This window comes from Candidatus Kryptoniota bacterium (assembly GCA_036567965.1).
GTDB lineage: Bacteria > Bacteroidota > Ignavibacteria > Kryptoniales > JAKASW01 > JAKASW01.
The window spans coordinates 239,117-264,149 of the sequence record DATCTN010000007.1; the positions used below are offsets into that span (position 1 = coordinate 239,117).

The window sequence follows — 25,033 nt, forward strand, 5'->3', positions numbered from 1 at the left end:
TGAAATGCAGAAAAAAATGAACCAGGCGCCGCCGGCTTCGTCTATTGTGAAGAGACAAAATGATAAGCGTGTTGAAGGAGAACTTCTCGATAGAGCGGTCGAAGGCGACGAATTGGCGTTTTCGGAGATCATCCGGCTTTACAGAAACAAAATCGCTGCGACCGTATACTCCATCCTTGGTAGAGAATACGTCGAGGAGGTCTCACACGAGGCGTTTATCAGAGCATTCAATTCGATCAACCGGTACAGGAGGGACTCGTCATTTTACACGTATCTCATTCGAATAACTGTAAACCTGTGCCGCGACGAAATTCGCCGGAAGCAAGTAAAGCGGATCTTCAACTTTTCGGAAGTCTTCTCTAAGGATGATGACGACAGGCCGCAGGAGCAAGTCCAAACCGGGACTGCCAGCAATCCGGTCAACATTTACGACTCAGAGGAGACTGTCAGTATTGTGAGAGAGGAAATGCAGAGCCTTCCCCCAATCCTCCGCGTGGCAGTGGCCTTGAGGGAAATTGACGAGATGAGTTACGATGAGATTGCGAAATCGCTGAAGATCAGTGTCGGTACTGCCAAGACTCGCGTCTTTCGCGCGAGACAAATTTTGCGCTTAAAACTAGCTAAGAGGCTCAACTATGAAGAATAGTTGTCGTTATCACGATCTTGCCGACAGATTTGTTCACGATGAACTATCGACTGACGAGAGAAAGGACTTCGAGAACCACATTGTAACCTGCAGTGAGTGTTCAAATGAGACTAACGGCCTTCTCCGTCTCAAGGCTTTTGTCGGAAGCGCCTACCCTGTTCAGCTCGATGAGACTTTTAACTATCGAGTCTTGACATCGTTGAGAGCTGAGCGAGAAACTTCCGTCGCGAAGGAAATGCCCGAGGCACTGGGTGATATTGCCATCAGCCTGGTGACGCTTCTGGCGATAGCCCTTCTAGGGCTTCAGCTGTTTTCGCCGACGCCGAGGATCGCGCCTGTCGAAATGGTCGGAGGACTCACAACTACCGAACAGCTTTCTCTCGAACCGTCCAATCTATCCAACGATCAAGTAGTTGAAATTGCTCTGAGGAGTAAGTAGGTGATTACCCGGAAGACATTGTGGATCGCGATCATAATTTCAATGATCGCAGGTGGGATCGCAGGGTACTTCATCGAAAGTACAAACTTCCACCGTGACAATTCTCATTTCCAGAAATCGAGGTATATCAATTACATGACGAAGGAGCTCCAGCTCAGCACGACACAGCGGCAGGAGTTCGATTCTATCGTCACAGAGGTTCACCCTAAGTTTCAGATAATCAGAGATAAGTTTAATTCTGAGATGCACATGCAAGCCGACTCGACGAGAAAGATGATTTACCGAATATTGAGCCCCGAACAGCAAGCCAGGTTGCAGGCGTTGAACAAGCAGAACCAGTAAGTAATTCTATCAGCAAACAGGATCTTAAATGAGCAAGAACAGAAAACGCGCGTTCGCTTTTATTGCCGTCGTAGTAATTCTCCTTGCGCTTTTCTCTTATTTCAGGATCAGGGCCAATGCCAGTGATCCGATAAGGAATGCAAGACCGATTCCGGTGGTCCAAGTCGCGACCAGTCAGCGCGGCTCCATCTCGAGAACAATTCAGTTCACGGGCGATATTGAAGCTTATCAAACGGCTAACATCTATCCGAAGGTAAACGGCAACCTCGAGGTGGAATCTGTCAATATCGGAGACTACGTTCAGAAGGGACAGCTGCTCGCGCTGATCGACACTACTATCTATTCAGAAAACGTCGGACAAGCCAGAGGAACCTACATGCAGGCAGAGGCGACTCTGACGAACGCTAAGATCACGTACGAACGGAACAAGAGTTTGCTTGATCAAAACCTTATTGCGAAGCAGGACCTGGACAATTCAGAGACCGCGTACAAAGTGGCTGAGGCTCAGGAGGGGGCAGCGGAAGCAAATTACAAGAACGCGGCTACACAGCTCAGCTACTGCAGGATCACGGCAACGTTTGCCGGATATATAACAAGGCGCTATTTCGACCCGGGCGTATATGTCACCTCATCGACCAATTCACAAGGTTCGACGCTGTTTACACTTGCTGAAATACAAAAAGTCAAAATCATGGTGAATGTCCTGGAAGACGATGTCCAACACCTGGGGAATGTCACAGCAGCCGATGTCACTGTCGGCGCTTACCCCAACCAGGTATTCAAAGGAATTATCACAAGAGTGAGCCAGCAATTTGATCTTGCAACTAGAACGATGCCGGTAGAAGTCGACCTGGACAATTCAGAGCATTTGCTGAAGCCGGGTATGTTTGCAAACATAAACCTGGTCCTTGCGCAGCAGAACAATGCTCTTGTCTTACCTGTTCAGGATGTAATGAAAGATGATTCGGGCAGCTTTGTGTATATCCTGGCGAAAGATACCACGGTTCATAAGACCTATGTCAAAGTAGGAATCTCACAGGACAACCGTGATGAGATCCTTTCAGGAATTAGCGACTCCGATCGAATCTTGACAGTCGGTCAGGACCTGGTAAATAACGGAATGAAGGTAAGAGTGACGAGATGACTTCGATAATCGGGATTCAAGCGGACCAAGGAATTTCGAGATTGGGAGAGAAGAGAACAGTTCTTGAGTAATCTTCGCGTTCTCCGAACTTCCATGTGTCGCCGACGGTGGTTCACGAATTCCGCAGAGATGCTTGCCCTACTGACCTTCTGCAAATTATTGCCGAACACTTATCCTTTTGTTTCATAATGAACTGATGTCAGACCTTACATAAGCAGATACAAATATGTGGTTAACTCGACTTGCGCTGAAGTATCCGATCTCGACGTTGATGGGGGCTATAGCCATCTTTGTCTTGGGGTTGGTGTCATTCCTACAACTTCCGATCGACATGCTCCCGAACATACAAATACCGGTCGTTTCTGTAATTACATTTTACAACGGCGCGGCTCCAAGCGACATGGAACAGTCTGTCACCGTGCCGTTAGAACGTTCCGTCAGCAGCACGAACGATGTCAATTACGTTCAATCCCAGACTCGTGAAGGCGTCTGTCGCGTCTATGTTTATTTCAACTGGGACGCAAACACGGATGTCGGACTCGTAGACGTTATTCAAAAGGTAAACAGGACTTTCAGCCTTCTTCCAACCGGCGTATCTCAGCCTGTCGCATTACGATTTGATATCTCAAATCTCCCTGTGTGCACCGTCGTTCTAAGCAGCGACATGGATGAACGGCAATTGTACGATCTTGCATACAACGTGATTGAGCCGCAGATAGAACATCTAGACGGTGTCGCGTCAGCGGCGGTCACCGGCGGTAGGATTCGTGAAATCCATGTCGTCCTGGACAGAAACAAGATTGAAGCGCTGAACCTCCCACTGCAAGATGTCACCAACGCTGTTGCCCAGTCGAACCTAATCATTCCGTCCGGAGATTTGAAGACCGGGGTCTTCGATTACTCGCTGACCACGGAAAGTCAGTACAACGTCGTCCAGCCGATGGGAAATATGGTGGTGAAGGTCATCAACGGGGTGCCAATTCGAATTAAGGATATCGGACACGTCGATGATTCTTTTCAGGAACAAACCGAGGTAGTGAGGGTCAACGGCCAGCACGGCGTTGTACTTAGGGTCTTGAAGTCTCCCGACGCAAACACTGTTGATGTCGTCGACGAAGTGGTAAAAGGCATACCGAGACTTCAAGGCGTTCCGCCGTCCGTCAAGTCATCTCTCGCGTTTGACCAGAGCCAATATATCAGGCAGTCAATTGACAGTCTTCAGCGGGAAGCCGCCATGGGCGCATTACTCGCCGTAATAGTAATTCTCCTCTTCCTCCGAAATGTGAGAAGTGCGATTGTAATCTTCGTCGCAATACCGCTTTCAATACTAGTTACGTTCATCTACTTCAGATTTAGCTCAACGACCTTGAATATCATGACGCTAGGCGGATTGGCACTAGGGGTCGGCAGACTGGTCGACGACTCAATCGTCGAGCTCGAGAACATAACACGGCACTACAATCTGATGGCCAAGGCGAACGTGAGCAGAATGCAGGCCACACTTGATGCTGCCCTTGAAGTGGCGGGACCCATCTTCATCTCGACTCTTACGACAGTGATCGTTTTCTTGCCTGTAATTTTCCTGAGCGGCGTCGCAAAATTACTTTTCCTTCCGTTGGTCCTAACAATTACCGTCGCACTCTTTGGTTCGTTCTTCGTATCACGAACGGTAACTCCTCTCCTCTGTTACCGCATCATCCAACCGGAAAGAGAAATCGACCCGAATTCAACCAGATATATCGACAGGCTGAGATTAAGTTCGAAGAATTTCTTCGAAGAGGTGGACAACACTTACCAGCAAATAATCCGATACGCACTGAGGCATAAGGGTTACGTCGTCTCCGGCATCGCGGGCTTCGCAATTCTATCGTTTGGATTGTTTATGTTAGTCGGAACGGAGTTTTTCCCGGATAGCGACGAGAGCCAATTCAGCATTTCAGTCAAACTTCCGGTCGGCACTCGAATCGAGGAAACAGAAAAGTATGTCACCAGAGTTGAGAATGTTATCAGGCAGAACGTTCCGGAAGTAAAAACATTAATCGCAGATTTAGGAATTCCGAGCCAGAAAAGCGGTAGCCTGTTCAGCTCGAACCCTGGCACGTATGCTGCAAACGTCCAGGTTCAGTTGATCGACCCGACGAAGAGAGATCGCACCGAAGCGGAAATCATAAACGCGCTAAGGCCCAGATTGTTGGCGATGGCCGGAGCCCGGATGTATGTCACGCCTGGCGGGTTTCTGCATTTTCTGTTGAACTTTGGCTCGGCAGCTCCGATCGATGTCGAGATAATGGGATTCGATATACCGACGGCTTCTCGTCTTGCCCAGCAGGTATCCAACATGGTACGCTCGACTCCAGGCGCGGTGGATGTTCAGATAAGCCAGGATCCTAATCTTCCACAATTACGAGTGATCGTCGATAGAGACAAGGCGGGCGCATTAGGTGTGAACGTCGGCGACGTTGCGAATACGGTTGCAACCGCGATCGATGGATCTGTCGCTTCCCTCTATCAGGATCCTCAAAACGGAAACAGCTATAACATTCTTGTCCGACTTGATGAAAGTGACCGCAACAGGATTGACGACATCCGTCGTCTGACCGTTAACAGTACATCGGGACAACTGGTTACACTTGGAAATATCGCAAACGTCGTGATGTCAAATTCCCCAGTCGAGATAGACAGAAAGTATCAACAACGTATAATCGATGTGACTGCAAATGTTGCGGGCAGAGATCTGGGAAGCGTTTCCGCCGACATCCAGAAGAAACTTAACACGCTGGCCGTGCCGTCCGGATTCCAAATTGTACAGGGCGGAAATATCGAACAGCAGAACAGTACGTTTAAATCTCTGGGCCTTGCCCTTATGCTGGCCATAATAATGGTCTACATGGTGATGGCTTCTCAATTCCAATCGCTTATTGATCCGTTCATAATAATGTTCACTATACCACTTGGAATTGCCGGAGTTGTATGGGCGCTGTTCCTGACCAACACCACACTCTCGGTCACGTCTTTTGAGGGAGTGATCGTGATGGTCGGGATAGTCGTCTCGAATGGAATATTGCTGATCGACTATATCAACCGCTTGAGAAAAAGAGGATTTGAATTGCACGAGGCTGTGATGACCGGTGGTAGAACACGACTCCGCCCGATCTTAATGACTTCCCTGGCGACCGTGTTCGGCTTGATTCCGATGGCGATTGGAGTGGGCGGCGAAAAATCACAAGCCCCGCTTGCGATTGCGGTCATTGGCGGACTTACTGCTTCAACATTTCTCACTTTGATTTTCGTGCCAGCTCTCTACACAATATTCGAAGAGAAGTTCAAGAGAGAGTTGAAGGGACAACAGGAGGGATAGGGTTGTCGTTTTCGGGAGTATGACTCCGCCGCGCAAACCCAACAGTGCGCTGTGGTACGCCAATCAACCGGTTAAAGTTTCTGCTTCGCAAAGCCGGGATGTCTCCTGAAGAGATAGTCCTGAATTGAATCGGGGACAGCCTTTCGCTCGCGAAATCTGTAAACCAGGGTTGACATCTCTTCTTCCAGTCGATATCTTATCGACTTCTCCTTAAGAAATTGCACACGTTTTATCCTGTACAGGGCGATTGCGTCTCTGCACATCGGGCACGGTTCGTAAGTGGAAACCAGTTCGAGCGAATCCCTGTCGAGCTTTTCAAACGACTCGAAACCGATTTGCCTGATCGCAGAACTAATCGCATTTATCTCAGCATGACCTGCAGCGTTCCCGTTCCTGACCACCGTGTTATACCCCTCTCCCACAATTCTGTCTCCGTACAGAATCACCGCGGATATCGGGACATCCCCCGAAGCGATGGCTGAATCACCGAGTGCAATTAGGACATTTTGAACTTCTCCGCTTATCGTCCTCGCCGGAAAGAGAAGATCCGGTCTTAAATAAAAGTAAATTGCACAGACTGCTACAAAAATAGTCGCAAGCAAAATCGGAATTCTTCTCTTCATGAATACCAACTCCTCCCTGAAGTGGTCAATGTTTCTGGAAGACAAGGACCATGAAATCTCCTGATGCTCTAAGGACTGGCCATCGCCTGATCTTAGAGTCGGCGTGTTCAAGCAGCGCACTGAGATCGGAGTGGCGCGTGAAGAAATCATCTGCCCATAGAGGGGGAGCAAGTATGTTCAATCCGAAAGAGTCGATCAGTTGAAAACCGTTCTCCGCTGCCGCATTTCTAAACGATGACATCGTGTGATAAAACAGTTGAACATTTTTTCCCCCTATCCTCGCGTTACCTCCTGCAACCCGCCGAGTCGCTTTCGAGAATTGCCCCTTTGACAGGAATATTAAAAATTCGAGGAGACAAAAGTGCGTCACTGAATTTATCAAAAAGATTCCTCCCGGCCGAATGTCCATTCCCATATTTGCGAATACCGGAGAAACCGATTCCGAGAAGTTTATTCCTCCGAAGTTGGAGATAACTGCGTCGAATTTCATATCGGCAAACCGAACATTTCGATAATCCCCCACATTGGCCTCTGCCCTGTCTGTTAGTCCTGAATTGTGAATTGACTCGTTCGCAAATGCGACCATTGTCGAGGAAATATCTATTCCCCGAACAACATGCCCGTGGCGGGCAATCTCGACAGTATCGATGCCGGTCCCACAGTTGATGTCGAGAACTCTGCTTCCGCTTCCTAGAATTGAAAGGAAATAATCTAAGACGGTTTTCCTTGCGCGAAGGAAGTGGGGCGAATAGAGATTCTCCCTATAGTCAAATGCATAACGCTCAAGAGCAGCAGCAACCTCTGCAGCGTTCAGGATGTCTTCAACGCCCTTATCGATTCCGGTTCTCCTCCCGAACGGCTATTGGGTTCCTGTAATCCGAGAGAAATCCGATTCGGATTTCTCCTTCTCATCAGTTGGAGTCCGATGAGATAAACCGGTAGAGACAACATACCATACGCCAGAGCTGCGATAGATCTCGGCTTCCATTTTTCAGACCCACTCACTATGCGGCGGATCCGGTGGAGCCTGTGAACCACCTTGTGCAGGATCCGGTAAAAAGCAGGGCGGAATTCTCCGGGAAATAGAAGCGCGATGTCGTCGCTGTCGAACCAATTTTGTTTTTCGCCCAGACGATTCTTAACCATCGCATGAAATTTGGTGCTCGGTAAAGGATACGAAACCGAAATCCCAATCTCGTCGGGCATTTCCTGCTTTACCATTTTAAGTGTATCATTTACATCAGCAAACGATTCCCCCGGAAATCCAAATTGAAGAAAATACCCGACCCTGATTCCCCGCCACTTCAGCTGGCGAGTTGCGAGTCTGATCTGGTCAACAGTAGTTCCTTTCTCCATCGAGTCGAGGATCTTCTGTGAACCGCTTTCGGCACCTATCCACACAGTTTCGCAGCCGGATGCCGCAAGCGCGTCGAAGCTGTTGTCTTTCAGGAGCAGATCGGGCCTTGAGAGGCACTTGTATCGGAATTTCAATCCGGCACAATCGACCTCGCGTCTGAATTCTTCCAGCCAACCTCCCTTCAATCCGAAAATATCGTCGCAGAACCAAATATGGTCGGGAGCGAATTTCCGAAAAAGAAAGCTTAACTCAGCAACAACCTTTGCCGGAGATCTCGAATTGTACACTCGTCCATAAACGGGTTTAGCACACCAGTTACATCCATATGGGCAGCCGCGCGTCGTCACGATATTCATTGAAAAATAGCCGGACGACCAGCACTTACGGTAAGACTGAATATCCGCAAGGTCCCAAGCGGGCATTGGGAGTTCATCTAGGTTCGCAACTGTACGACGCGGCTTCGTTCGCACAACTTCATTATCAAATTGAAATGACAGGCCATCTATTTCATCGAAGCTCCCATTCGACCTTCCGAGAATGCTGTCGCACAGTTCCAGCAGCGTGCGTTCACCTTCTCCCAATATTATGAAATCAGCACCCCGGTCGAGATATTCTGCAACATGGTCGGCCGAATCCGAAGTCGAGACTGCGACGATGCATCCCGCTTGTTTCGCAATCTTGATCATCCTGAAGGCGGCAATTCGCATTCTGCCGAGACACATCTTGGTCAAATAGTTGAAGCTGTCGTCATATATCGCGACAACCTTCGGAGAATGCATTCGGATAGCGTCGATCAACTCATTTTCCGATTGCGCAAGCATTGAATCGAAAAGAGCTACCTCAATACCGCCTTCCCTCAGCACACTTGCAGCGTAAAGAGTGGCCAGAGGAGGGTAGGGTTGGTTTGTCTTACTCTGCTTTCTATCGAACCGCAAGAAATACGAATGTGTCAAAAGTACTTCAGCCATCTAACCGTGTCAGCCTTTCAAGGTTTTCTGTTTTAAGTCGCTCCTCATACGCATCTAAAACAATCGACTGGTAGTCTTTGGGGTGCACCTTGGAAGAGTATGGCGTGGAACGAAATAGGAATTCTCTTTTCTCTCTAACAAACTGACGGTATCTCTTCGCCCATAGCTTCCTGTAATACTTCATTAACTTATTGTCAAGTTTCTCGGTGTATCCGTCGCTGAGAGGAAGCTCGAATACTTTTTGGACAAATGACCTCCGCAACCGCTTGGTTTCCCATTTCAATTTGAAATTCGGATAGAAGTTGTAAATCCATTCATTTGCGGCTAACAGTTTCCTCAAAAGCTCTTCGTTGTGAAGAGGCTGGAGAGTGACGAGCTCGGTAGCGGTGAAGACGTTTTTCTCAGGAATTTCGAGGTGGTTCTCGGACAGGAAATAGTTAAGGCACAAAAACTTCTTGCTGTTCAGAAAGAATATCTTCTTGAACATCGTCAGTATTGCCCTGCAGATCCAAAGTCTGCTCTCAGCAGTGATGATGAAGAAATCAATGTCGGCGTCACCGCTGTCAACACCTTTACTGAGTGAGCCTGACAGGTACACTCCTCTGACGAACGGGAAATGACGGATCAGATTGCCCATGAATCTGGCAGCAGCGAGCATCTTAGCAGCCCTTGCCTGCTGGGTCTTGCGAAGTGAGGCGATTTCGTGGCCTTCCCTCAGATGATAAAGTCCATCCGAGGATCTGAGTCCTGCTTTTCTCAACTTCAACGTAAACTCCTCCTTGTGTTCCTTAACTGGAAGAAAGCTGTACAGCTCTTCCTCAGTCAATGGAAAGTCGAATAAGTCGAAGTATAGCAGTGCTGCTCGCGCGTTACGCTCAAAACTCATTTCCAGTTTCAACTTCCCACCAGAGGCGCAAGTTCCGACACCGGTGTGAATTTCGTCATAGAAGTTCTGACGAGTGATCTTTAGACCCGAGATCGCATGCGAGACACGACTCTTAAATGCCGGGCACATATCGGCAATTTCAAGAATTGCTGAAATTGATTTTTCAACATTCGACTACTAAAATTGAACCGCCACTATTGCCGGCCTTGAAAGCGGCAGATTAAATCAAGCCGGAGACTCGGCCAGACCGGCCGCCGGAGTAATATTCAGAAGCGCGCACGGTAAAGCCTTTGTCGACTAATACCAGATAACCGAGGAGAAAAAAATGTACGGAAAGTTTCAGGAATACTTGAGGGATCAGCTAAATTCAATTCGTGATGGGGGTATGTACAAGGAAGAACGTATAATCGCTTCCGCACAGGGGCCCGTGATCCGGCTGAAAGATGGGCGTGAAGTATTGAACTTCTGTGCCAATAACTATCTCGGTCTTTCAAGCCATCCAAAGGTAGTAGAAGCCGCAAAACGCGGACTCGACCGGCGGGGGTACGGATTGTCCTCCGTGAGATTCATATGTGGCACACAAGACATCCATAAGGAACTTGAGCAGAAAATTTCAGGCTTCCTCAAAATGGAGGACACAATTCTCTATGCCGCGTGTTTTGACGCGAACGGCGGAATTTTCGAACCGCTCCTCACGGAGCAAGATGCGATAATATCGGACGAGCTCAATCATGCGAGCATCATCGACGGGATTCGGGGTTCTAAGGCCGCAAGGTATCGGTATAGGCACGCTGACATGACCGACCTCGAAGATAAGCTGAAGGAGTCCTCACAATCCCGGTTCAAGATGGTGGCAACAGACGGCGTCTTCTCGATGGACGGTGACATTGCAAAGCTTGACCAGATATGTAACCTTGCCGAGAAGTATGGTGCGTTAGTTATGGTGGATGACTCCCACGCGACCGGGTTTGTTGGAAAGACCGGGCGTGGAAGCATCGAATACAAAGGGGTGATGGGGAGAGTCGACCTTGTAACTAGCACCCTCGGCAAAGCCGCGGGCGGAGCTTCCGGAGGCTTTACAAGCGGCAGGAGAGAGGTTATAGAATACCTTAGGCAAAGATCCCGACCCTATCTGTTTTCTAACACATTACCACCCCCGATCGTAAGTGCAGCGATAGCAGTCTTTGATCTTCTTGAGTCCACTACGGCGCTGCGCGACAAGCTAGAGCAGAATACAAAATACTTCCGTGAGGCGATGACGCAACGTGGATTTGACATCAAGCCCGGCGAACATCCTATAGTACCGATCATGCTTTATGAGGCGAAGCTGGCTACAGCGTTCGCGAATGACCTACTCGATGAAGGAATTTACGTTATCGGCTTCTCATTTCCGGTAGTGCCGAAGGACCACGCAAGAATCCGTGTTCAGTTATCGGCGGCACACACCAAAGAGCATCTCGACAAGGCAATCGAAGCGTTTACTCGTATCGGGAGGAAGCGCGGAACAATAAAGCCCTGAAATGAAATCATCAGGCCCGGAATAAGTTTACGTAATGTAAGAGGATAGTCACGATTACTTGACCAGCGACAAAAGGGTCTTAATGTTCTTTATGTCGAATGTGTACCCGTCCTCACCCTTAGGAGTTTCGAGGAGCTTCGGGATTCTCGAGAAGCGCTTGTCGTTCATGATAAAACCAAATGCCGTCTTTCCAATTTCCCCCTTCCCGATATGCTCATGTCTATCAACTCTTGATCCAAGGGGTTTCTTGGCGTCGTTAAGATGGATTGCGTGGAGCTTGTCAAATCCGATAATCTCGCCAAACTTATCCATGGTCGCGCGGTAAGTTTCGCGTGTGCGAATGTCATATCCAGAAGCAAAAATATGGCAGGTATCGAGACAGACTCCGACTCTCGAGACATCCTTGATGTGGGAAATCATCTCGGCTATTTCCTCGAATGAGCTTCCTACCGTGGTCCCTTGTCCCGCCGTGGTCTCGATCAGAGTCATCACCTTAAAGTTCCTGGTCGACTCGTGTGCCTCGTTAAGCGACTCCGAGACCAGCAAGATGCCCTCTTTCCTCTCTCTGGTCGTGTGAGCGCCAGGATGAAAAACCAGGTAGTCGATGCCGAGCGCATGACACCGCATGATTTCTTTTGTGAACGAATAACGTGATCTGGCGAGTATCGACTCATCCGCAGCGCACAGGTTTATCAAATATGAATCATGCGAAACGACTATCCCAACTTTTGACTTATTCCTTGCGTCGAGGTATTTTTTGATGTCATCAACCGACAGCTCAGGATCTTTCCACTGATTAGAGTTCTTGGTGAATATCTGAATTGCAGTGCAACCCACCGCATCTGCCCTTTCAAAGGCGGTGTACAAGCCACCGGCCGTCGACATATGCGCACCGAGCAGAATGTGCTTATCAATTTTAACAGGTTTCATCGTGGAATTTAGTTCAACGGGAAATCAAAATGAAACTACTTGAAAGACTGGCTAAGAAACGATTAAAGCTCGCCGTCGGTCTGATGAGTGGAACAAGTGCGGACGGGATCGACGCGGCGCTTGTCAGGATCGAGGGACGCGGTGTCAAAACAAAGGTCCGGCTCATTGACTTCCTCACCGAGCCTTATCCGAATGGATTAAGGGAGATGATTCTTCGAAATTCGCAGCAGCACACGGGAGATGTCGCCGAGATCTCGCAACTGAATTTCCTGATTGCCACACTTTCATCCGAACTAGTGAAAAAACTCCTAAGTCATTCCGGTGTGAAACGGGAAAGGATCGACTTCATCGGATCCCACGGTCACACAATCCATCACATTCCGAGGCCCGTGGATTTCTTCGGTCATAAGGTATCTTCCACGCTTCAGATAGGCGACCCGTCTGTCATCGCTAAACTTACGGGAGTTATCACTGTGGGCGACTTCCGGGTCGGGGACGTCGCGGTAGGAGGTGAAGGTGCCCCGCTTGTTCCTTTCTTTGATTATATCTTCTTTCGCTCGTCGAGTGTGACGCGCGGCCTCCTAAACATCGGAGGCATCGCGAATATTACTCACCTTCCACGGCGCTGTGACACGGACGACGTCGTCGCATTTGACACCGGTCCCGGAAATATGATCATCGATCAGCTCACCAAAATGTTTTACGGAACTCCATTTGATGACGGCGGGAAAATCGCGTCCAGCGGTCGTGTACATGAGAGCGTCATGGAATATCTTTCGGCGGATGACTTCATCAGTGCACCGCCGCCCAAATCCACGGGTCGTGAAAGGTATGGAACGGAATTTGTGTCGCGACTGGTTTCGAAGTTCAATCAACAGGCGCCCGCAGATATGATTGCGTCAGCAACTGATTTTACCGCCAGATCAGTTTACACAAACTATGAAAGATTCTTGCGCAAGAACGGGAAGATCAAGGAGCTTTATGTTAGCGGAGGTGGGGCGCACAACCCGTTCATGCTCGCGTCACTGGAACGATATTTCGCAAATACGAAGGTGCAGACCGCGGAGAAGATCGGAATGTCCTCAGATGCGAAGGAGGCAATTTGTTTTGCGGTGCTGGCGAACGAAACGCTCTCAGGAAACCCCGCAAATCTTCCTCGAGTAACTGGAGCGACGAGGAAAACAGTTCTTGGGAAAATCTGTCTTCCCTGACAGTCACAAGATCGAGCTTGTGTTCGGCAGTCTGAGCCGCCGATGGTGAGTCTTGGCGCGAAATCCTATTTCAACACGTCACGAATCGCCTTGGCGAGCGCACGCGGCGTGAATGGTTTTTGAATGAAATTTATCCCTTCATCCAAAATCCCGCGATGTGCAATTACATCAGCGGTGTAGCCCGACATGAACAACGTTTTGATTGCAGGTCGCATCTTCAACACTCTGTCTCTTAATTCTTTACCGTTCATCACGGGCATGATTACATCGGTCAACAGCACTTGGATTTCCGCATTGTATGCTTCGCATAGCAGAATAGCTTCTCCGGGCGTCCATGCCGATAGCACTTTGTAACCATATTCCTCAAGACTCTTCTTCGCCAGCTCCAGCAAATCCGCCTGATCTTCCACAACAAGTATCGTCGCATTCCCTGCCAGATTATCCGTGCCTTGAAGCTCCTGGCCCGTTTCTTCCCTGCCATATGCCCTTGGAAGGTACACTCTGATCGTCGTGCCTTTTCCGGGTTCACTATATACGTTTATGTTTCCTCCGTTCTGCTTGACGATTCCGTAAACGGTGGACATACCAAGTCCTGTCCCAGCCCCTTTGGGTTTCGTCGTAAAGAACGGCTCAAAGATCTTCTCCTGTGTGTCTCTGTCCATTCCGCGTCCATCATCTGTGAACGAGACAACCACATACTCTCCAAGCAGAAAGTCTCTGTGTCCCAGTACGTAATTCTCCTCGATCTTCACATTTGAAGTCTCGATTGACACGGTGCCCACATCGTCGATCGCATCGCGGGAATTCGATGACAGGTTTATGAGTATCTGGTCGAATTGCGTCGGGTCGATCTTTGTATTCCAGAGTTCCTTCTTCAGGTTAAGCGACAGCTTGATGTTTTCGCCCATAAGACGTTGCAACATCTGCCTGATAGATTCGATAGCCGGATTCAGATTAAGAATCTTCGGGGAGACGATTTCCCTGCGCGCGAAAGCAAGGAGCTGTCTGGTGAGTTCACCTCCTCGGCTTGCCGCATTTAAAATCGCCTCCAGATCATGGTACAGAGGATCATCCTTGCGAAGCTTGGTTACCGCTAGTTCTGCATACCCAAGGATGACGCCGAGAATGTTATTGTAGTCGTGGGCGACACCGCCGGCCAGTCTTCCTATGCCTTCAAGCTTTTGCGCCTGGATAAGTTGTCTCTCGAGAGACTTGCGTTCGGTCTCATCAATCAAGTATTGCCTGATCTTGACAAGTTTACCTTCCCCGTCAAAGATCCCGACAAAATTCGCGCGAATGAAGAGCGAAGTCCCGTCCACCCTCTTCAGCTCCAGTTCGTGCTCGGTGAGCTTCTTTTTCATCCTCAGAAGTTCCAGTAATGATGCTCGATTTTCTTTGTTGGGATACAACCTGAGAATACTTGATCCGAGGGCTTGTTCACGGGACTTGAAACCGAACATTTTAACGAACGACATATTGCATTCGCTTATTGTGCCATCAACGAGCGTGAGAGCATCGGCCGTAGCATCCTCTTCAAAGAACGTTCTGAACTGCTCCTCGCTTCTTCTTAACGCCTCTTCCATTTGCTTGCGGTACGTCATGTCCTGGACGGTGGTCCTGATACCGAGAATTGACTTTGAATCATCGACCAGGATGCGATCTTCGACAAGCAGAGGTAATTCTGAACCATCCTTTCGCTTGAACTCTCGCTCGTAGCTTTTACCGGCGGGTTGTTCGCCTGCGAGCTTCCTGAGCGTTGCGCCTTTGGATTGTTCTGAATTCGCGGCAAACTCCCAGATAAAATGACCGAACATATCGTCGAGATCGTAACCGAGTAGATCGAGCTCAGTACGATTGACGCTGACAATTCTTCCACTCCGATCCAGTTCGTGGTAACCGACTGGAGCCTCATCGAACAGGCTCCTGTACCGCTCCTCGCTAAACCGGAGATCTTTCCGAAGAGCGTGTTCTTCGTTCATATTGTGTACTACGATGAGCAGGCCGCTGCGACTCTCGAACTGAATAGGATAAGAATCAATTTCAACCGTGAGGACTTTTCCCGCCGCGGAGCGATGCGAAAACGGTCCGGACCTGACAGAAGAAGAGACATTTCTCAGGAGATCTTTCGGATTCTCCGATATAAACGAAGGGTGCCAGAGTTGAGTCGCGTCCAACTTGAGAAACTCTGTCCTCGTGTAGTCATAAACTCGGAGCGCAGCGTCGTTAACCGCAAGAATCCTGAACTTATCAGAATCATGAATCCACATTGGAAGTGGATTGCAGTCGAAGACAGCGCGGTACAATGCGTTGGCATCTGATGATCTACCCGCTGACACGTCTTGCCCTGACATTTACATACTCCAAAAATGAAATTTCCAATTCTGAGCGCATTTACCTGCCACAGGATAAATGTTGCGGCCCCCGGGTCATCGCGCAAGATCGCGAAATAGCAAGCGTCTAGCCTTTGCCGCTGTTAGAGGAGGAAAACCTCCTGTGCCGTACACCGTAATCATGTATTGGACGGCGTACGGTCGGTCCGCAAGATTGAAGTTATGTTTCGTACCCAAGACATTCAACGCTCGGCATCACACTCTCCGAAGCAAAGCCACTTCTCTCTTGAACTATCACTTAGATGGATTTCAATTTGAGGTAACGAGGAAGACGATGGTGCTCAAGGTCTGAAGCCTCCATCATCTTCCCAAAAAAGTGTCAGGCCGCTTTTCTCGCCTCAGAAGCCAGGACAAACTCGGCAGCAATTTCGATTTTTACTTCGTCACCGACCACGATACTGCCTGCTTCGGTGATTGCATTCCAGTGAAGACCGAAGTCAAACCTGTTGAGTTTGCCCACGGCCTCGAATCCAACGACCTCCGACCCGTCGAATGACCGGGCAGAACCGTTGTAAGTAACATCCAGCGTAACCTCTTTTGTCGTGCCCCGAATAGTTAAATCGCCAAGCACGATATAGTTGTTATCGGATTTTTTGGTCACGGATTTCGAAAGGAACGTCATTCTAGTATGCGAGGCAGCGTCGAAGAAATCCGGCGACTTAAGATGCCCATCGCGCTGCTCGTTGCGCGTATCGATTGTGTTGACATCGATATCCACACGAATCCTTGCATCTGAAAAGTCTCTTTGATTGGATTCAATTTCGGCGTCAAACTTCCGGAACTGTCCGGTAACATTTGAAACCACAAGATGTTTCACCTTGAATTTTATTTCCGAATGAACCGGGTCTATTTTCCACGTCGACATTTTGAAATATCCTTTCGATATTGATTGTTGTTGATTTTATTTTGAATGATTTAACATTTTCGTTTCAAGGGCCAGTTTCTTGAGGGCGACGAGTTGTTGGCGTACAATTTCTTTCGTCTGTTCATGTAATAGTTTACCCTCGGGATCAAACTTGTTAGGTGCATCCGCGACCAGCACTTCAGGTTTGTTCAGGGGGATCATGTCGAGATACAGGAACACAGGTCGAAATGCGAGCTGCATGCGAACGGTGCCCCACATTCCCGTGGTAGCGCCCATAACTGCGACAGGTTTACCGGCGAAGGGACGATCGGGCCCCCGGGATCCCCAATCAATCGCGTTCTTGAGTCCGCCTGGAATCGAATAGTTATATTCAGGCGATACAATAAGAAATGCATCCGCGCCACGGATTGCCTGTCGGAATTCCACGACCTGTTCCGGTGCCGAAGGAATCTCGAGGTCCGCATTGTATAAGGGGAGTCCGCCGATATCCACGATGTCTATATGTACATCGTCGGATAAGAGTTCACTCGCTGCGCGCAGGAGTGCTGTGTTGAATGAACCCTTTCTAAGGCTTCCCGAAAATCCAACGAACCTAAGCATATCTGTCATTAACTCCTTTTGTCACAAACGCCATGTGCGTTATCGGTTCTATTCACAATCTTTCCTTAAGAGCCAGCCCGAATTTCTTCAGTAAACCCGAAAGTCGCGTGATTTCTTCTTCTGACAAAGAAGAGCTCACGAGTTCTTCGACATATCTTGCGTGTTTGACAAAGATCTCGTTAAATAACCTGGTACCTTTTGGGGTCAATCTCAGGATGTAAGCTCTGCGGTCATCGGGTGCGTCCATTCTTTCGACGTAGCCATCGCGCGTGAGGTTATCGACGACCACGGTCATGTTGCCTCCGGACGAGAGTTTTTTCGAGCAGACTTCCCCGATCTTCATCGGACCAAGATGGCCGAGAGTTTCCAGGACGCCGAATTGGGCCTCGGTGAGGCCATAACCGGCGATGTCTCTCGTGGTCAATTTTGACATGGTATCGGTCGCGCGGGCCAACTTCACCCAAAGACTCAGAGCCATGTCGGCTTTGCGACCGTATTTCCTGGTTGTCTTCATGAATAGCGTCTTTGTCTAAATATCACTAATTCAAATATAACTAATTCGAAATATCTTGTCAAGTCCAACGTGACATTTCCGCTCTGGACCCGGTCACTATTCATTGAAAAAGATCTGAAAACGGTGCATATTCATTTGAGAGAAGATTTTCGGCACTCCGCATGCGCGAGTAATTCAGTGGTAGAATGCCAGCTTCCCAAGCTGGACGTCGCGGGTTCGAGTCCCGTCTCGCGCTCAAATCACAACGCGGGCAGTTAGCTCAGCTGGTTTAGAGCACATGCCTTACACGCATGGGGTCGGGGGTTCGAATCCCTCACTGCCCACGATGTTTTATACTTACATAATCCTAAGCCTCAAGACGGGTAGATATTACGTCGGTAGCGCGTCAAATCTCGAACGCAGAGTTGATCAACACAATAGGGGTAAGACAACCTCGACACGAACGGGTATTCCCTGGAAACTTGCCTACTCCGAGGAATTCGATTCAAGAAAGAAAGCTGTAGAACGGGAGCGGTATATCAAGTCTCAAAAGAGCAAGATCTTCATCGAGCATCTTATCTCGAACGCCTCAGCCGGGCATGTAGGCCAGTTGGTTTAGAGCATCCCGATTCAACTCCTTGAATCGGGAGGGTCGGGGGCTCTCCCGTCCCGTAGGTCCAAAGGACTCCTTCGGAGGATCCCTTCGGGAAAGGGACTCCTTTCCGACGGAATCCTTCGGATCGGAGAAATCCCTCACTGCCCACAACCTTTACCCGCTCCATCCTTTGTCTTACCTAACGTTAGCTGGAAGTCGCTTGGTTTGCCGGATACCTGACCCCCATCGTGACAAGTCCGCGCGTACCAGCTTGCATTCTTTTGTGAACGCTTGTCTCCGGGAAATTGTTGAGATACAGATGCCTGAAAAACATGAACAGAATCGGAACAGTGGGAGATTGCTCGCAATCGTTCTCGCTTCATCGTTCGCCCTCTTCCCTTTCACCCTCTTTGCCGGCCCGCCGTTCCGCACAGACGACCCGGTTCCGGTGCCGTACATGCACGGAGAATTGTATCTCTTTTCATCCGGCGTCACTGATGCAAGCGCGACCTCGGGTATTGGCCCCGCAGTGGAGTTTAACTTCGGAGTCTTCCATAACACACAATTCCACGTCGTCGTGCCCCTCGCGTACAACCTCCCAAGATCCGGCACTTCATACGCAGGTTTGGGTGATACAGAAGTGGGTGTTAAGTTTCGATTCCTTAATCAGTCAGATATCGTCCCGGACGTGGCAACGTTTCCTTTGGTCGAGCTGCCGACCGGCAATGAGTCACGGAGTTTGGGCAATGGCAAGGCACAGATTTATCTCCCTCTCTGGCTGCAAAAGGACATCGGCAACTGGACGATTTACGGTGGGGCCGGGTACTGGATTAATCCAGGGACGGGTAACAGGAACTGGAATTTTTCGGGTGTACTGGTACAGTACAATTTCTCCGATGATTTTTTTCTCGGGACCGAATTGTTTCACCAGACTTCGGCCGCGGTCGACTCACCGTCATTTACCGGTCTTCACTTCGGCGGAGGAATTCCTGTTGTGAAGAACTACCAGGTATTATTTTCATGCGATGCGGGAAACGGGATCACTTCGTACAAACACTTTGCGTATTATTTGGGTTTGTATCACACGTTTTGAATCAGCTCGCCGATTTTCTCTTCCTTCTTCTTGCGGATTACTTTTCTTTCAACACCTTTCGCGGGCGGTGTCCATCCGAGCGGTACCAATAGCACCTCAATTGCCTTCATCGCGAGGTCGGTATATTTCTCAACGTCATATCCGTCTTCCGTACGATAAAAAACAAACGGCACTGCCTTGCGGCTGTCCTTCTTACCGGTGTGATCGACGATAATATATTCTGCCGTCTCACCCGGCTGAAGAGCGACTCCAGCTTCGGACATCGATTTCGCGACAACTGCCTGTGCGCTGTTGTGCTCGTATTCGTCGGCGTCCTTTGAAATTGTATGCCTGATGACAAGTTCCATCGGTGCGACGCGGCCGCTTTTCAGGTTTTCCAGATGAGCACTTAAAATGTCGAGAGCAGCCGGTATCATTTTTTTCAATTCGGCGACCGACCCGGCAGTCGCGAACAGATCGAGTATCTCACCCTGCATTTTCCTGACAAAGAGCGGGATGTCTCCGCGCCTGACCTCAATCCCGCGCACCTTCACTTCCCCGTTCGTGTACGCGCCGACATACCGGTTCGCAGTCGGGATTTCCGGATCCATTCGAGAAGCAGGAAACAAGATCCATTTATAAATTCCTTCAAGTGAAATAAGGACCCCTACAGACTTTGATATCTCCTCTCCCAATTTTTTGTAGTCGTTTTCCGTCGCGCCGGCCTTTGCAAGCCACAGGCAATCCACGATCCCATGAATTACCGAGTAACCGTTTCTCTCGGCGATAATTTTCGCTTTAAGAAGCGCTTCGCGCGAGAACGCGTTTACCGATTCATGTGCTTCTATCTTTCCGAACCGCGCGTTTTTATAACCGAGGTAACCGAACGACGTGACAAGGAGCCACTTCAAGGAGGTCTGTCTCTTGTGATATTCCTTCTTCTCGGCTTCAGCGGTTGCTTTTCGCTCACGCAACTTGTACGCTGCGCGTTTCTTTAAAACGGGATCAAGCGTTTCAGCAATAATACCGCGCCTCTTTTCACAAAGCGTGTAGTGCAGCTCCGGCACTTTGTCGTTCTCGCAGCACTGACAGTTTACTGTTTCCGGAGAAATATTGTGCATGACCATCAGGCTCGGATACATCGACGCGAAGTCGAGCTCCGCCACCTGCTCGTGATAACCCATCTTTGGCAGATATATGAGTCCTCCCCTGTCCGCAAGTAGAAGTTGGGACGCGGATTTAAATTTTTCCCATTCCTGTTTCTTCGCGGGAATCAGAACATCGTGCCGATAAGCCCAAGCAAGTTGTATCGATGACAGACCTGTTCCGATACTTTCGCGAGCCTGCCGCTGAACAGGAATTCTCGTGATGCGCGCGAGCTCAAGAAGGCCGGAGAGGTCGGACTCGTCCATGATGAAGGAATTGTACGCGTCGAGATGCCACCGTCCGGCAAGCTCGAACGACCCGGCGCGGTGCACAACCTGCCCATAACTCCAGTAGCTGATCTCTCTTGTGTGCTGATAAGCGACAGATTCGTCGCGGTTTAGGTGGATCGGGACCTTCACTTCCTTCGACAAGGTCAGGAGCATCGGGAGAATCGTATGGTCGCCATATTCGGTGATCAGGACGTCAGGATCGCATCGATCAATGTGGCTGTTGATCCGCGTGATGAGTTCTTCGGACGAATCGGCTTCGATTGAATAAATGCGTCCGTCGTATCCCGCCTCGAGAGAGATGTTGTTCCTGTATTTGGGAGCCACTTCCGAAAACGACGGGCGGAGCGTCATGATCGTAAGAGGTGGAAGAGTGTAATCGACCGCGGTTATGTCGTCATCGAGCTGTATGTCAATCAGCTTTCCGTTCCCGTCAAAAGAATAGTCACCTAATGCGAGCGGAAATATGTCGCGTTCGAACATGAATGTCTGGACAGGAAGTAGATCTGAATTAAAAAAAACGTAATATGGAAATTGGGATTCGAAGTGACGGACTATCTCCCTGAAGTGAAGAATATCCGGCACAACAACTTTGATTACTTTCAGGTGTTTGTCCGAATACAGATCTTTCTTCTCGGTCCATCCTTCGGTGACAACGCATCGCAGCCTTTTCGCGACGGCTTCCACCTGTGGCCTGGTACTTTGGTCGACGTGCACAAAAAAGGAAGGACTAAACGGGGCGTACCCGCGGACGCTTCTCCCCGATTCGTCTATGATCCAGACGACGACCCCGCCTGCTGCGGGATAAATATCAAAGAGCCATCCTCTGATCTTCAGCACGGAGCCCTGGTCTTTCCGGGAAAGCATTTCCATCTTCTATTTCATCCGCGGCCTTGCCGCAACCGTTTACAAGTCGTGTGAGTTCAGTTAGTTTATGTTCGAGGACCGCAATCGCTTTTCTCTCCTCGACAAGCATGGACATTACAATATTCTCGAACGGGATCGGGTTGACCGCATAAGCGCATGCTGCAAGATGGATTTTCGGAGCCCTGAAGAGCTCGTCAAAAATTTCCTGGTCTTCCTTTCTCAGCGCCTCCCTGAATTTTTTCCATCTCGATTCCTGTTCGTGAATCACCATCGTGAACGTCGGCACTGTGCGTCCCATCGCAGTCTCTCCTTATTAAATTCTCATCGATGCTTTTCTTGCGATTGCTTGCCGTCCCGAATGGGAAGAGGTAACTCTTCTTTCAGCCGGATACGCCGCGTTTCCGTCGAGGACGTACAATTTGTCTGCCATATCCAGCATGCACTTTATAAGACTCTTTCTTTCCGGTTGGCGAGGGATGAGGTTTTCAGAGGCAAGCACAATGGAAATTCCATTCTGCTTCATGTTCTCGAACCGTGAACGTATCCTGAGCAGGCTCTTCTGTGCTTCCCTGACGGGTACCTGGTCATCGAACAGCGTGTGGAGGAGACCGAAGACAAACACTACTCTCGAACGGATCAGCGCGAGAAAAGGAGCAACGCCGTTTGTCAGCACGGCATCCATCTGGTAGCCGGTGAAGACACGCGACAGGTATATCCTGTCCAGAATTTCAGGCGGAGCGAAGCCGTCGATCTGCGCGAGCCGGGCAAGAGTATACAGGTCAAACCTGTTCGCACCGTCGATGAGTGCGACCGAGTCTGTGCGTTTCAGAAGTTCCTCGACCATGAAAAGAGATGCACGATAGACGATCGAATCACCGTAAAGAAGGAGCGTTTTCCCCGGCGTGATTACGCCGATGTCCTTCGCAAGCTCCACGTAGCTTTCGGAAAGCGATTTACTTTCCAATTCATCATGCGATTCGTCAAATTTCGTTTCAGGCATTTTGCTCACCATTGAACATGTCCGGTTCCGGGCCGACGTCCACCCTGTCCGCGATCGCGCCGAGCTCCGGGAAATACCGGATCAAGGTGGAAGGAATCCTGACGCGGTCCTGGTCTCTCAAGCGCTTGAGGAGTTCCAGCGCGTTCGCGACAGCTTTCCCGAGAGGATGGTTGTTCGCGACGACATACAGCTTGTCACATCTTTCCTTAACCACTCTGATCTTTCTTTCTATTTCGTCGAGCTCGCCGGTTGTATACAGGTAATTGTACCTGTCGTTTCTTTGCTCATCGGCGATCTCGATTCCTTGTGCCAGCGCTTCCCTGCTCTCCGACCATTTTACGATGTTCCTGCCGTGGAGGCGGACATACCCATACTTACCCAGGTACTCCGGCTCAAATCCGACCATGCCGTTCAACATCGGCTGGTCGACAACGACAAGGTTCACGTTCAGCTTTTTCAAAAATTCCATGTCCTGATTGCTGTACCATGACAGGTGCCGAAGCTCCACGAAAAGACGATAGCCTCTGAACTCGTGGAGGAGAAACGCGAGATAAGATCTTGATTCCTCACCGGCTCTAAAATATTCGGAGAACTGTACGAGTAGCCCTCCAAGTTTCGCGCTTTCCACGAGCGGAGCAAGATATTCTTCTACTGCCGATTTATCGTCTCTGAACCCACTGGCCGGCGAACGCTTTCCGTGTGTGAAATTCTTATAGAGTTTGATTATGAATTCGAAGTTCGCATTCCCTTCCACTTCTCCCAGCCATTTTTCAATCGTCTTCGGACCGAAGTGGCGGTAGAAAGTACTATTGACCTCCACGCAGTCGAAAAATTTCGAATAGAATTCCAGTCTTGAAAATCCTTTCTCCGGGCGCTCGGGATAGAAAGGCCCGACCCAATCCTCGTAATTCCATCCGGCTGTACCCACTAACACGTCAGGTGATTTTACGTCGCTTCCGGAACTTACATTCGGTTTATATTTTCCAGTCATAAACTTCAAACTTCAATTTGAGCAAGCGGTAATTTCGATTTTTATCGATAGTAGACAAATGTTCACCTACAGAAATCTACGCTCCCCCGAATGAAAAGTCAAGATGTGGAGCAAAGTCGAGAATTATGCTACTAATACGCTGTATTCCAATATGTTATAGCGAAAACATAGAAGCGATTATTGTGAGCAATGCAGAAAAAAAGGAGTTCGAACTACAGCGGTATCAGCAGGCCGCAAGACATATCGTCGGCGATTGACGATTCTGCTGCACTCCTTAAGCCTCTATGCGCGGACGGACTGAGATTCGGCCGGATCCTCTAAATCTGTCGCATAGATCAATTCATCAGGAACTAAGATAGTGCGCCACCGCAATGATGAAAGGAATAAGCAGCTCCGGGATTAGATAAGCACGCCATACCCATTTGGGTTCTGGCAAGCCAACTTTCCAAATCGACAGTACCCTGCCGAGACCTGCCATCAGGACACCAAGAGCAAGGAGGTAAATCAGGAAGCCTTGCTGCCGAACTGTAAGCGCCGCCCAAAGAGAAATAAAACCGGTCGAAAGATATACACCTGCCCTAAAGCGATGAACATTATCGAGGCGTGGCGACACCTTGGGCTCTCCAAGATAGAACTGGAGAGAACCGCCGATAATCGCGATGGCACTTACTATGAAAAGACAAATCTGAACGACGACCTGGCCAGCGGTGATGCTAGCTTGCGGGGCCATATCCACCTCCTTAGTTTCGTTTCACGAACCGTTGGACTTCGGCTCACTCCGCAGCGAGCGGCGACTTCATTTCCTTAAATTAAGAGATGGCAAGAAGTGTCACAAAACCTGGAGGCCATAAAGCAACGGGAGAATTTTGTTTGGTTGGGAAGTTCATGCGAGGTTCCATTGTCAGGTCATCACTTCAGCTCCATGTGGAATTCAGCGGGTTGTCGCATCGCTCACGTTTGTACGAAACTCTAATCCAAGAATGGTGTATAATTTCGAGACAGGTCTCGGGACGCAAGGTGGCAAGAACCTATTGCCAGCAGCATTACAAATTGGAACCAATATCTTTTAGTTCAATGATTTGAAAAAGATTAAGTCAACAACGCAAATCTGACCTGCCCCCAATTGATGCACGAACGCTATGTCAATAATCCGCTTATGCATCACCATTGTCAAAGCGAGCGTCGTGATGAGGCACGTTAGGCGCCGTTTACACGCTTGCATGGAGTTATGTGTCCGCTCATTTTTCATACACTTTCATCACGTTGCGGTAGGGTGTACCAGTCTTGAGATCATCAGTGAAGTC

Annotated in this window: 23 protein-coding genes and 2 tRNA genes; 11 read left to right on the top strand and 14 right to left on the bottom strand. The window is 49.3% G+C overall.

Annotation, left to right across the window (positions count from 1 at the left end; all coding sequences use genetic code 11):
- Positions 1-16: 16 nt before the first annotated feature.
- The 5 genes from VIS48_02695 (at position 17) to VIS48_02715 (ending at position 5,929) form a co-directional block, all read left to right on the top strand.
- Positions 17-646 carry an RNA polymerase sigma factor gene (locus VIS48_02695; GenBank protein HEY9165051.1) on the top strand — a complete coding sequence of 210 codons (630 nt, stop codon included), beginning with the start codon at positions 17-19 and terminating at the stop codon, positions 644-646.
- Positions 636-1,085 carry a zf-HC2 domain-containing protein gene (locus VIS48_02700; GenBank protein HEY9165052.1) on the top strand — a complete coding sequence of 150 codons (450 nt, stop codon included), beginning with the start codon at positions 636-638 and terminating at the stop codon, positions 1,083-1,085. The genes VIS48_02695 and VIS48_02700 overlap by 11 nt, the downstream gene beginning before the upstream one ends.
- Positions 1,086-1,427, top strand: a complete 342-nt coding sequence (locus VIS48_02705) for a hypothetical protein (protein ID HEY9165053.1) — start codon at positions 1,086-1,088, stop codon at positions 1,425-1,427.
- A gap of 28 nt (positions 1,428-1,455) precedes the next feature.
- Positions 1,456-2,571 carry an efflux RND transporter periplasmic adaptor subunit gene (locus VIS48_02710; GenBank protein ID HEY9165054.1) on the top strand — a complete coding sequence of 372 codons (1,116 nt, stop codon included), beginning with the start codon at positions 1,456-1,458 and terminating at the stop codon, positions 2,569-2,571.
- A 226-nt stretch (positions 2,572-2,797) separates the two neighbouring features.
- Positions 2,798-5,929, top strand: a complete 3,132-nt coding sequence (locus tag VIS48_02715; protein ID HEY9165055.1) for an efflux RND transporter permease subunit — start codon at positions 2,798-2,800, stop codon at positions 5,927-5,929.
- 71 nt (positions 5,930-6,000) lie between these two features.
- Here VIS48_02715 and VIS48_02720 read toward each other — a convergent pair whose 3' ends face one another.
- The 4 genes from VIS48_02720 to VIS48_02735 are packed head-to-tail and all read right to left on the bottom strand — an operon-like array spanning position 6,001 to position 9,763.
- Positions 6,001-6,552 (bottom strand): nucleoside deaminase, encoded by a 552-nt coding sequence (locus VIS48_02720; GenBank protein ID HEY9165056.1) that lies wholly within the window; start codon positions 6,550-6,552, stop codon positions 6,001-6,003.
- A 25-nt stretch (positions 6,553-6,577) separates the two neighbouring features.
- A complete protein-coding gene (locus tag VIS48_02725; protein HEY9165057.1) occupies positions 6,578-7,390 on the bottom strand; it encodes a methyltransferase domain-containing protein in 813 nt (270 codons plus the stop codon).
- On the bottom strand, positions 7,363-8,877 hold the full coding sequence (locus tag VIS48_02730) for a radical SAM protein (protein ID HEY9165058.1): 1,515 nt from the start codon (positions 8,875-8,877) through the stop codon (positions 7,363-7,365). Before VIS48_02730 ends, VIS48_02725 begins: the two co-directional genes overlap by 28 nt.
- Entirely contained in the window at positions 8,870-9,763 is an 894-nt protein-coding gene (locus tag VIS48_02735) for a hypothetical protein (protein ID HEY9165059.1), read from the bottom strand. The genes VIS48_02730 and VIS48_02735 overlap by 8 nt, the downstream gene beginning before the upstream one ends.
- Before the next feature lie 325 nt (positions 9,764-10,088).
- Here VIS48_02735 and kbl point away from each other — a divergent pair, with 325 nt between their 5' ends.
- Positions 10,089-11,282 (top strand): glycine C-acetyltransferase, encoded by a 1,194-nt coding sequence (gene kbl, locus VIS48_02740; protein ID HEY9165060.1) that lies wholly within the window; start codon positions 10,089-10,091, stop codon positions 11,280-11,282.
- A gap of 54 nt (positions 11,283-11,336) precedes the next feature.
- On the opposite strand, the gene VIS48_02745 is transcribed toward kbl, so the two are convergent.
- A complete protein-coding gene (locus VIS48_02745; protein HEY9165061.1) occupies positions 11,337-12,212 on the bottom strand; it encodes a deoxyribonuclease IV in 876 nt (291 codons plus the stop codon).
- Between the two features lie 29 nt (positions 12,213-12,241).
- On the opposite strand from VIS48_02745, the gene VIS48_02750 reads away from it, so the two are divergent.
- Entirely contained in the window at positions 12,242-13,423 is a 1,182-nt protein-coding gene (locus VIS48_02750) for an anhydro-N-acetylmuramic acid kinase (GenBank protein ID HEY9165062.1), read from the top strand.
- Between the two features lie 65 nt (positions 13,424-13,488).
- On the opposite strand, the gene VIS48_02755 is transcribed toward VIS48_02750, so the two are convergent.
- The 4 genes from VIS48_02755 to VIS48_02770 all read right to left on the bottom strand — a co-directional run bounded on the left by VIS48_02755 (position 13,489) and on the right by VIS48_02770 (position 17,792).
- Entirely contained in the window at positions 13,489-15,774 is a 2,286-nt protein-coding gene (locus tag VIS48_02755; protein HEY9165063.1) for a PAS domain S-box protein, read from the bottom strand.
- Positions 15,775-16,132: 358 nt separating this feature from the next.
- Positions 16,133-16,678, bottom strand: a complete 546-nt coding sequence (locus VIS48_02760; protein ID HEY9165064.1) for a YceI family protein — start codon at positions 16,676-16,678, stop codon at positions 16,133-16,135.
- 36 nt (positions 16,679-16,714) lie between these two features.
- Positions 16,715-17,278, bottom strand: coding sequence for an NAD(P)H-dependent oxidoreductase (locus VIS48_02765; protein HEY9165065.1), 564 nt, complete (start codon positions 17,276-17,278; stop codon positions 16,715-16,717).
- 52 nt (positions 17,279-17,330) lie between these two features.
- Complete coding sequence (locus VIS48_02770; GenBank protein ID HEY9165066.1) at positions 17,331-17,792, bottom strand: MarR family transcriptional regulator; 462 nt, start codon at positions 17,790-17,792, stop codon at positions 17,331-17,333.
- A 163-nt stretch (positions 17,793-17,955) separates the two neighbouring features.
- Between VIS48_02770 and VIS48_02775 the strand changes: the two genes are divergently transcribed.
- The 4 genes from VIS48_02775 to VIS48_02790 all read left to right on the top strand — a co-directional run bounded on the left by VIS48_02775 (position 17,956) and on the right by VIS48_02790 (position 19,459).
- A tRNA-Gly gene (locus tag VIS48_02775) sits at positions 17,956-18,027 on the top strand.
- A 13-nt stretch (positions 18,028-18,040) separates the two neighbouring features.
- A tRNA-Val gene (locus VIS48_02780) sits at positions 18,041-18,115 on the top strand.
- Between the two features lie 2 nt (positions 18,116-18,117).
- Entirely contained in the window at positions 18,118-18,390 is a 273-nt protein-coding gene (locus tag VIS48_02785; protein HEY9165067.1) for a GIY-YIG nuclease family protein, read from the top strand.
- A gap of 295 nt (positions 18,391-18,685) precedes the next feature.
- A complete protein-coding gene (locus VIS48_02790; GenBank protein ID HEY9165068.1) occupies positions 18,686-19,459 on the top strand; it encodes a hypothetical protein in 774 nt (257 codons plus the stop codon).
- On the opposite strand, the gene VIS48_02795 is transcribed toward VIS48_02790, so the two are convergent.
- The 5 genes from VIS48_02795 to VIS48_02815 all read right to left on the bottom strand — a co-directional run bounded on the left by VIS48_02795 (position 19,447) and on the right by VIS48_02815 (position 24,459).
- Positions 19,447-21,738 carry a DNA polymerase domain-containing protein gene (locus VIS48_02795; protein ID HEY9165069.1) on the bottom strand — a complete coding sequence of 764 codons (2,292 nt, stop codon included), beginning with the start codon at positions 21,736-21,738 and terminating at the stop codon, positions 19,447-19,449. The genes VIS48_02790 and VIS48_02795 overlap by 13 nt on opposite strands.
- Positions 21,683-22,036, bottom strand: coding sequence for a hypothetical protein (locus tag VIS48_02800; GenBank protein ID HEY9165070.1), 354 nt, complete (start codon positions 22,034-22,036; stop codon positions 21,683-21,685). Before VIS48_02800 ends, VIS48_02795 begins: the two co-directional genes overlap by 56 nt.
- A gap of 15 nt (positions 22,037-22,051) precedes the next feature.
- Positions 22,052-22,738 carry a hypothetical protein gene (locus VIS48_02805; GenBank protein HEY9165071.1) on the bottom strand — a complete coding sequence of 229 codons (687 nt, stop codon included), beginning with the start codon at positions 22,736-22,738 and terminating at the stop codon, positions 22,052-22,054.
- A complete protein-coding gene (locus VIS48_02810) occupies positions 22,731-23,729 on the bottom strand; it encodes a DUF72 domain-containing protein (protein HEY9165072.1) in 999 nt (332 codons plus the stop codon). Before VIS48_02810 ends, VIS48_02805 begins: the two co-directional genes overlap by 8 nt.
- Before the next feature lie 343 nt (positions 23,730-24,072).
- Complete coding sequence (locus VIS48_02815) at positions 24,073-24,459, bottom strand: DUF4345 family protein (GenBank protein ID HEY9165073.1); 387 nt, start codon at positions 24,457-24,459, stop codon at positions 24,073-24,075.
- Positions 24,460-25,033: the final 574 nt, after the last annotated feature.

Excerpts from the sequence above, each read along its gene's own strand:
- VIS48_02695 (HEY9165051.1), top strand. The coding sequence starts at position 17 with ATGAACCAGGCGCCGCCGGCTTCGTCTATTGTGAAGAGACAAAATGAT.
- VIS48_02700 (HEY9165052.1), top strand. The coding sequence starts at position 636 with ATGAAGAATAGTTGTCGTTATCACGATCTTGCCGACAGATTTGTTCAC.
- VIS48_02710 (HEY9165054.1), top strand. The coding sequence starts at position 1,456 with ATGAGCAAGAACAGAAAACGCGCGTTCGCTTTTATTGCCGTCGTAGTA.
- VIS48_02715 (HEY9165055.1), top strand. The coding sequence starts at position 2,798 with ATGTGGTTAACTCGACTTGCGCTGAAGTATCCGATCTCGACGTTGATG.
- VIS48_02720 (HEY9165056.1), bottom strand. The coding sequence starts at position 6,552 with ATGAAGAGAAGAATTCCGATTTTGCTTGCGACTATTTTTGTAGCAGTC.
- VIS48_02730 (HEY9165058.1), bottom strand. The coding sequence starts at position 8,877 with ATGGCTGAAGTACTTTTGACACATTCGTATTTCTTGCGGTTCGATAGA.
- VIS48_02735 (HEY9165059.1), bottom strand. The coding sequence starts at position 9,763 with ATGAGTTTTGAGCGTAACGCGCGAGCAGCACTGCTATACTTCGACTTA.
- kbl (HEY9165060.1), top strand. The coding sequence starts at position 10,089 with ATGTACGGAAAGTTTCAGGAATACTTGAGGGATCAGCTAAATTCAATT.
- VIS48_02745 (HEY9165061.1), bottom strand. The coding sequence starts at position 12,212 with ATGAAACCTGTTAAAATTGATAAGCACATTCTGCTCGGTGCGCATATG.
- VIS48_02750 (HEY9165062.1), top strand. The coding sequence starts at position 12,242 with ATGAAACTACTTGAAAGACTGGCTAAGAAACGATTAAAGCTCGCCGTC.
- VIS48_02755 (HEY9165063.1), bottom strand. The coding sequence starts at position 15,774 with ATGTCAGGGCAAGACGTGTCAGCGGGTAGATCATCAGATGCCAACGCA.
- VIS48_02760 (HEY9165064.1), bottom strand. The coding sequence starts at position 16,678 with ATGTCGACGTGGAAAATAGACCCGGTTCATTCGGAAATAAAATTCAAG.
- VIS48_02765 (HEY9165065.1), bottom strand. The coding sequence starts at position 17,278 with ATGCTTAGGTTCGTTGGATTTTCGGGAAGCCTTAGAAAGGGTTCATTC.
- VIS48_02770 (HEY9165066.1), bottom strand. The coding sequence starts at position 17,792 with ATGAAGACAACCAGGAAATACGGTCGCAAAGCCGACATGGCTCTGAGT.
- VIS48_02785 (HEY9165067.1), top strand. The coding sequence starts at position 18,118 with ATGTTTTATACTTACATAATCCTAAGCCTCAAGACGGGTAGATATTAC.
- VIS48_02790 (HEY9165068.1), top strand. The coding sequence starts at position 18,686 with ATGCCTGAAAAACATGAACAGAATCGGAACAGTGGGAGATTGCTCGCA.
- VIS48_02795 (HEY9165069.1), bottom strand. The coding sequence starts at position 21,738 with ATGCTTTCCCGGAAAGACCAGGGCTCCGTGCTGAAGATCAGAGGATGG.
- VIS48_02800 (HEY9165070.1), bottom strand. The coding sequence starts at position 22,036 with ATGGGACGCACAGTGCCGACGTTCACGATGGTGATTCACGAACAGGAA.
- VIS48_02805 (HEY9165071.1), bottom strand. The coding sequence starts at position 22,738 with ATGCCTGAAACGAAATTTGACGAATCGCATGATGAATTGGAAAGTAAA.
- VIS48_02810 (HEY9165072.1), bottom strand. The coding sequence starts at position 23,729 with ATGACTGGAAAATATAAACCGAATGTAAGTTCCGGAAGCGACGTAAAA.
- VIS48_02815 (HEY9165073.1), bottom strand. The coding sequence starts at position 24,459 with ATGGCCCCGCAAGCTAGCATCACCGCTGGCCAGGTCGTCGTTCAGATT.